The following is a 5390-nucleotide window of genomic DNA, read 5'->3' as shown; positions in this document are numbered from 1 at the left end:
GCAAATAATTGGTGTTTTTTGAGGTAATCACAATCGAAATTTCTATCTGGCCATTTTGGTAGGGGATAAGGTGCCCCATCGACACAGCTTTGCGGGAGGAGGACCCATGACCAAGCGTGACTATTCCATGTCGGGGCCGGATTCGCGGCGCGCGGTGGAAACCGGCCTTGCGGCGGCCGAATGGTATCACACCGACATCCCGCGAAAGCAGATGAAAGATCTGATGAAACGTGAGGACGGCCCAGCGATCCGCGACACCATCATCCTGTTCGGGTCGATGATCCTGTTTGCCGCGATCGGCATCGCGCTTTGGCCGTCGTGGTGGTCGGCGCCGTTCTGGCTCGCCTATGGCGTGCTCTATGGCTCGGCGATGGATTCGCGCTGGCATGAATGCAGCCACGGCACGGCCTTCAAGACGCGGAAATACAACGATTGGCTGTACCTGGTCGCCAGCTTCTGCATGGTGCGCAACCCTGTCAGTTGGCGCTGGAGCCATGCGCGGCATCATACCGACACGATCATCGTCGGGCGCGATCCCGAGATCGTCCTGATGCGTCCGCCCGCTCTGGCCCGCGTGATCCTCAATTTCTTCGGCCTGTTGGATGCGCCGAACGGCTGGGCACGGATGATCTACAACGCGATGGGCAAGGTGCACCCTGAGGAGGCGGATTACATCCCCGAGCAGGAGCGCCCCAAGGTGGTCCGCGTGGCGCGCATCTGGGTGGCGATCTACGCCGCGACGATCGCGCTGGCCGTGGCGATGGGGTCGATCCTGCCGCTGATGGTGATCGGTCTGCCCCGGTTTTACGGCGCGTGGCACCACGTCATGACCGGGCTCTTGCAGCACGGTGGCCTGGCGGACAACGTGATCGACCACCGGCTGAACTCGCGCACCGTCTACATGAACCCGGTGTCGCGCTTCATCTACTGGAACATGAACTACCACGTGGAGCACCACATGTTCCCGATGGTGCCGTATCATCAGCTGCCCGCGCTGCACGAGGCGATCAAGCACGATCTGCCCGCGCCGAACCGGTCGATCGCCGAAGGGTTCCGCGAAATGTGGCCCGCGCTCAAGCGTCAGCTGAAATACGAGGATTACTTCCTCAAGCGCGATCTGCCCGCGACGGCCAAGCCCTACCGCGAGGATTTCCATGTCGGGGCGCTTGGCACCGCGGCGGAATGACAATCGGCGGGTCGGAGGGGCCCGCCAAACCCATCAAACAGCACTATTGGGAGGACTTGAGGACAATGCCCTGGATTGACGCCTGCGCAACCGACGATATCGACCAAGAGGATCTGATCCGCTTCGACCATGACGGACGGACCTTTGCCATCTACCATTCGCCGGACGGCGACTTCTACTGCACCGACGGCAAATGCACCCATGAAGAGGTGCACCTGGAAGACGGCCTCGTGATGGAATACGAGATCGAATGCCCCAAGCACAACGCCACCTTCGACTATCGCACCGGCGAAGCGCTGCGCGCGCCGGCCTGCGTCAACCTGAACACCTACCCCGTAAAGGTTGAAGGTGATCGCGTGATGATCGAGGTCTGACATGGCGCGTCCCACGGTTGCGGATATTCGCGCGCTGAAAGGCCAGCGCACCCTGACGATGCTTTACGTCGAAACACTGGACGAGGCGGCGGCGGCTGCCGAAGCCGGGATCGACATGCTGTCGATCATCGACCCGCTCTGGACGCCCGAGATGCGCGAGGCGGCAGGTGATTGTTTCGTGCAGGTGGGCCTGCTCTACGGCCAGCTTGTCACACAGGAAGATTACCTGCGTGCCGCGCATCGGGCCATGCAGATCGGCGGCGACTGTGTTTATTGCGCGTCGTCGCTGGGCACGATCAAGGCACTGGCCGATGACGGCATTCCCGTGGTCAGCCATGTGGGCCTGATCCCGTCCAAGGCGACTTGGACAGGTGGCTTCAAGGCGGTTGGCAAGACGGCGGGCAGCGCGTTGGACGTCTGGCACCATGTGAAGCAACTGGAAGAGGTTGGCGCCTTTGGCGCCGAGCTCGAAGTCGTGCCGGACCGCGTCGCCACCGAGATCAGCCGCCGGACACCACTGATCATGCTGGGCATGGGGGCAGGTTCGGGCGCAGATGCGCAGTACCTCTTCACCGAAGACGTGCTGGGCTGCACGCGCGGGCACAAGCCGCGCCATGCCAAGACCTATCGTGATTTCGCCGGTGAATATGCCCGGCTTCAGCGCGAGCGGGTCGCGGCGTTTGGCGAGTTTCGCGCCGATGTGGCGAGCGGCGCCTATCCCGCGCCCGAGCATATCGTTCCGATCGACGATGCTGAATTCGAGGGGTTCCTCGCCGGCCTTTGAAGATTGCGTGACACGGGGCGATGCGTTAAGCCTGAGTGACGTAATTCCGTCAAGGAGGCCATCATGGCGCGTCGCCCCACCACTCAGGATGTTGCCCGCGAGGCGGGCGTCAGCGTCACGACCGTCGACCGCGCGCTGAACGGGCGCGCGAAGGTCCGCGAAGAGACCATGCGCAAGATCGCGCTGGCGGCGCACAAGGTCGGCTATCACGGGCGTGGGTTGATCGAACAAAATCTCGACGCGACGGTGCCGGAGATGACCTTTGGCTTCTTGTTCATCAAGAAGAGCCAGGAGTTCTATCAGAACTTCGCGCGCGAGGTCGAACAGGCCGTCGCGGCCCGGACCGATATCCGGGGCAGGGCCGTGGTGCGTTTTGCCTCCTCGCAAAGCCCCGAGGATTTCGCCAGAGGGTTGGAAAGCCTGTCGCATTGCGATGCCATCGCCGCGACGGCCGTGAACCACCAGTTGCTGACCCAGACCGTCGCCGATCTGAAGCAGAAGGGCGTCCCAGTTTTCTCTCTGCTCAACGATTTCGCGCAAGGCACACGACGCAACTATCTTGGCCTGAACAATATGAAAATCGGGCGTGTAGCGGCGTGGATGATCACCAAGACGCTGCCGCAACCGGGCAAGCTGGCGATCTTTGTGGGCGGCAACCGGTGGCACGGGCACGACCTGCGCGAGGTGGGCTTTCGATCCTACGTGCGGGACAATGCGCCGTCCTTCACGGTTCTGGACACCTTGGTCAATCTTGAAACGCGACAGCTGACCTATGAGGCGACCATCGACCTGGTTCGCCGTCATCCCGATCTCAAGGGGATTTACGTGGCGGGGGGTGGCATGGAGGGCGCGATTGCGGCCCTGCGGGAATTGCACGCAAGTCCGCGTGTCGCGCTTGTTGTCAACGAAGTCACAAAAGAAAGCAGTGCTGCCTTGATGGATGGCTACGCGCTCATGGCGATCTGCACGCCGCTTCCCGCGCTATGTGCCGATCTGGTGACGCATATGGTCCGGTCTGTCCGGGAAGGGGATGACGGGATTGCGGGGCAGCACTTCCTTGATCCCCATCTGGTATTGCCGGAAATGCTGTAATGACGTTAATGCGTCATTTTGCGCGCGCAGAAAAACGTCATTTTTGACGCAATGTGTGTCGCGTCACGTTGACCGAATCCATCGTCTGACCGCAACGTCCCTCCAGCAACGCAGCCGCTTGAGAGCCTGCACGGGAGGACAAGATGAAATTCGCACTCAACCAGATGACGGTCCGTCGCCTCGATTTCACGGCTTTTCTCGATCTGGCGCGCGATCTCGGTTGTGCCGGGATCGAGGTTCGAAACGATCTGGACCGCCCGCTGTTCGACGGCATCGACCCGGCCGAGGCAGGCGCCATGATCCGGGCGCGCGGGCTGCGCCTGTTCGGGATGAGCGAGGTTTACGCTTTCAACAGCTGGTCCGACGAGATCCGCGCCAAGGTCGAAACGATCCTTGCAGCGGCCAAGGCCTCGGGCGCGGAAACCATCAGCCTGATCCCGCGCAATGATGGCACCCAGACCGGCAATGGCGAACGGCAGGCGAACCTGCGTATCGCCCTGAAAGAGATCCTGCCGATGCTGGACGCCGCCGACATGACCGCGCTGGTCGAGCCGCTGGGTTTTGGCCGCTCTTCGTTGCGGTCCAAGCAGGAACTGGTCGAGGTGATCGACGCGTTGCACGCGGCTCACCGGTACAAGCTGGTGCATGACACGTTCCACCACACGCTGGCCGATGGTGGCCCGCTGTTCCCCGAACAGACGGGTATCGTGCATATCTCGGGCGTGGTGGACCCCTCCTTGAGCGTCGATCAGATGGAAGACGAACACCGTGTGCTGGTCGATGAAAAGGACCGCCTGGGCAATATCGAGCAGATCAAGGCCTTGCTCGCCGCAGGCTATGATGGCGCGATTTCCTACGAATGCTTTGCCCCGGAGATCCACGCGCTGGCCGATCCGCAAACCGCGTTGAAGCGCTCTTTCGATTTCATCACCTCTGAACTGCGGGCGAAGGCTGCCTGAGCCAGAGGCACGACTGCCCCCGGAGGAGGGGGCATCCGGCATAGGGAGTGGTGCGCCGGACACCATCAACGGGAGGAAACCCATGAAGAAGACCCTGATCGCCGCGAGCCTTGCCTCGCTCATGACGACGACGGCAATGGCCGAGACCATCGGCGTGTCGATGGCGCTGTTCGATGACAACTTCCTGACGGTGCTGCGCAACGGGATCCAGGAATATGCCGACGGCATGGACGGCGTCGATGTCCAGATCGAGGACGCGCAGAACGACGTGGCCAAGCAGCTGGACCAGATCAACAACTTTGCCGCGTCCGGCGTCGATGCGATCATCGTGAACCCGGTGGACACCTCGGCCACCGAAGCGATGACCCAGGCCGCCGCCGCTGCGGGTATTCCGCTCGTCTACGTGAACCGCCAGCCGACCAACGTCGATACCCTCCCCGACAATCAGGCATTCGTGGCATCGAACGAGATCGAGTCCGGCACGCTGGCAGCCTTCGAAGGCTGCCAACTGCTGCGTGCGGCCGGGTATTCGGCCGGGGCGGATATCTACATCATGATGGGCGAGCTTTCGAACCAGGCCGCCGTTCAGCGCACCAAGGACTTCCATGACGTGATCGGCATGGACATGTGCTCGTTCATCAACATCGTCGATGAGCAGACCGCCAACTGGTCGCGTGATGAAGCGCAGGACCTGATGACCAACTGGGTCTCTTCGGGTGCCGATTTCCAGGCCGTGTTCGCCAACAACGACGAAATGGCCATCGGCGCAATCCAGGCGATGAAGGCTGCGGGCTTTTCCATGGACGACGTGATCGTGACCGGTGTCGACGCGACGCAGGACGCACTGGCCGCGATGCAGGCGGGCGATCTGGACGTGACCGTGTTCCAGAACGCGGCGGGGCAGGGCGCTGGCGCGCTGGATGCGGCGCTGAAACTGGCAAGGGGCGAGGACGTGGCGCAGAAGGTCTATATCCCCTTCGAGCTTGTGACGCCGG

The 5390-nt window shown here is 62.1% G+C and carries 6 protein-coding genes; all 6 read left to right on the top strand.

The genetic code is table 11. The features are described from left to right. The first annotated feature begins 106 nt into the window (after nucleotides 1-106). The gene (locus ACN2XU_RS24065; protein ID WP_419412870.1) at nucleotides 107-1186 is read left to right on the top strand and encodes a fatty acid desaturase family protein; all 1080 of its coding nucleotides are present in this window, start codon (nucleotides 107-109) and stop codon (nucleotides 1184-1186) included. A 65-nt stretch (nucleotides 1187-1251) separates the two neighbouring features. Further along, a complete protein-coding gene (locus ACN2XU_RS24060; RefSeq protein WP_419412869.1) occupies nucleotides 1252-1560 on the top strand; it encodes a MocE family 2Fe-2S type ferredoxin in 309 nt (102 codons plus the stop codon). 1 nt (nucleotide 1561) lies between these two features. Beyond that, nucleotides 1562-2344 (top strand): 3-methyl-2-oxobutanoate hydroxymethyltransferase, encoded by a 783-nt coding sequence (locus ACN2XU_RS24055; RefSeq protein WP_419412868.1) that lies wholly within the window; start codon nucleotides 1562-1564, stop codon nucleotides 2342-2344. Between the two features lie 63 nt (nucleotides 2345-2407). Continuing rightward, nucleotides 2408-3436 carry a LacI family DNA-binding transcriptional regulator gene (locus ACN2XU_RS24050; protein WP_419412867.1) on the top strand — a complete coding sequence of 343 codons (1029 nt, stop codon included), beginning with the start codon at nucleotides 2408-2410 and terminating at the stop codon, nucleotides 3434-3436. Between the two features lie 143 nt (nucleotides 3437-3579). Further along, the gene (locus tag ACN2XU_RS24045; protein ID WP_419412866.1) at nucleotides 3580-4395 is read left to right on the top strand and encodes a TIM barrel protein; all 816 of its coding nucleotides are present in this window, start codon (nucleotides 3580-3582) and stop codon (nucleotides 4393-4395) included. 82 nt (nucleotides 4396-4477) lie between these two features. After that, nucleotides 4478-5390 (top strand): sugar ABC transporter substrate-binding protein (locus ACN2XU_RS24040; protein ID WP_419412865.1); only part of this gene is annotated, 913 nt, incomplete at its 3' end.

Source organism: Pacificoceanicola niger, assembly GCF_048553275.1.
Classification (GTDB): Bacteria; Pseudomonadota; Alphaproteobacteria; order Rhodobacterales; family Rhodobacteraceae; genus Pacificoceanicola.
Note: the sequence above shows the minus strand (reverse complement) of the source record. Positions and strands in the feature narration are given on the sequence as shown.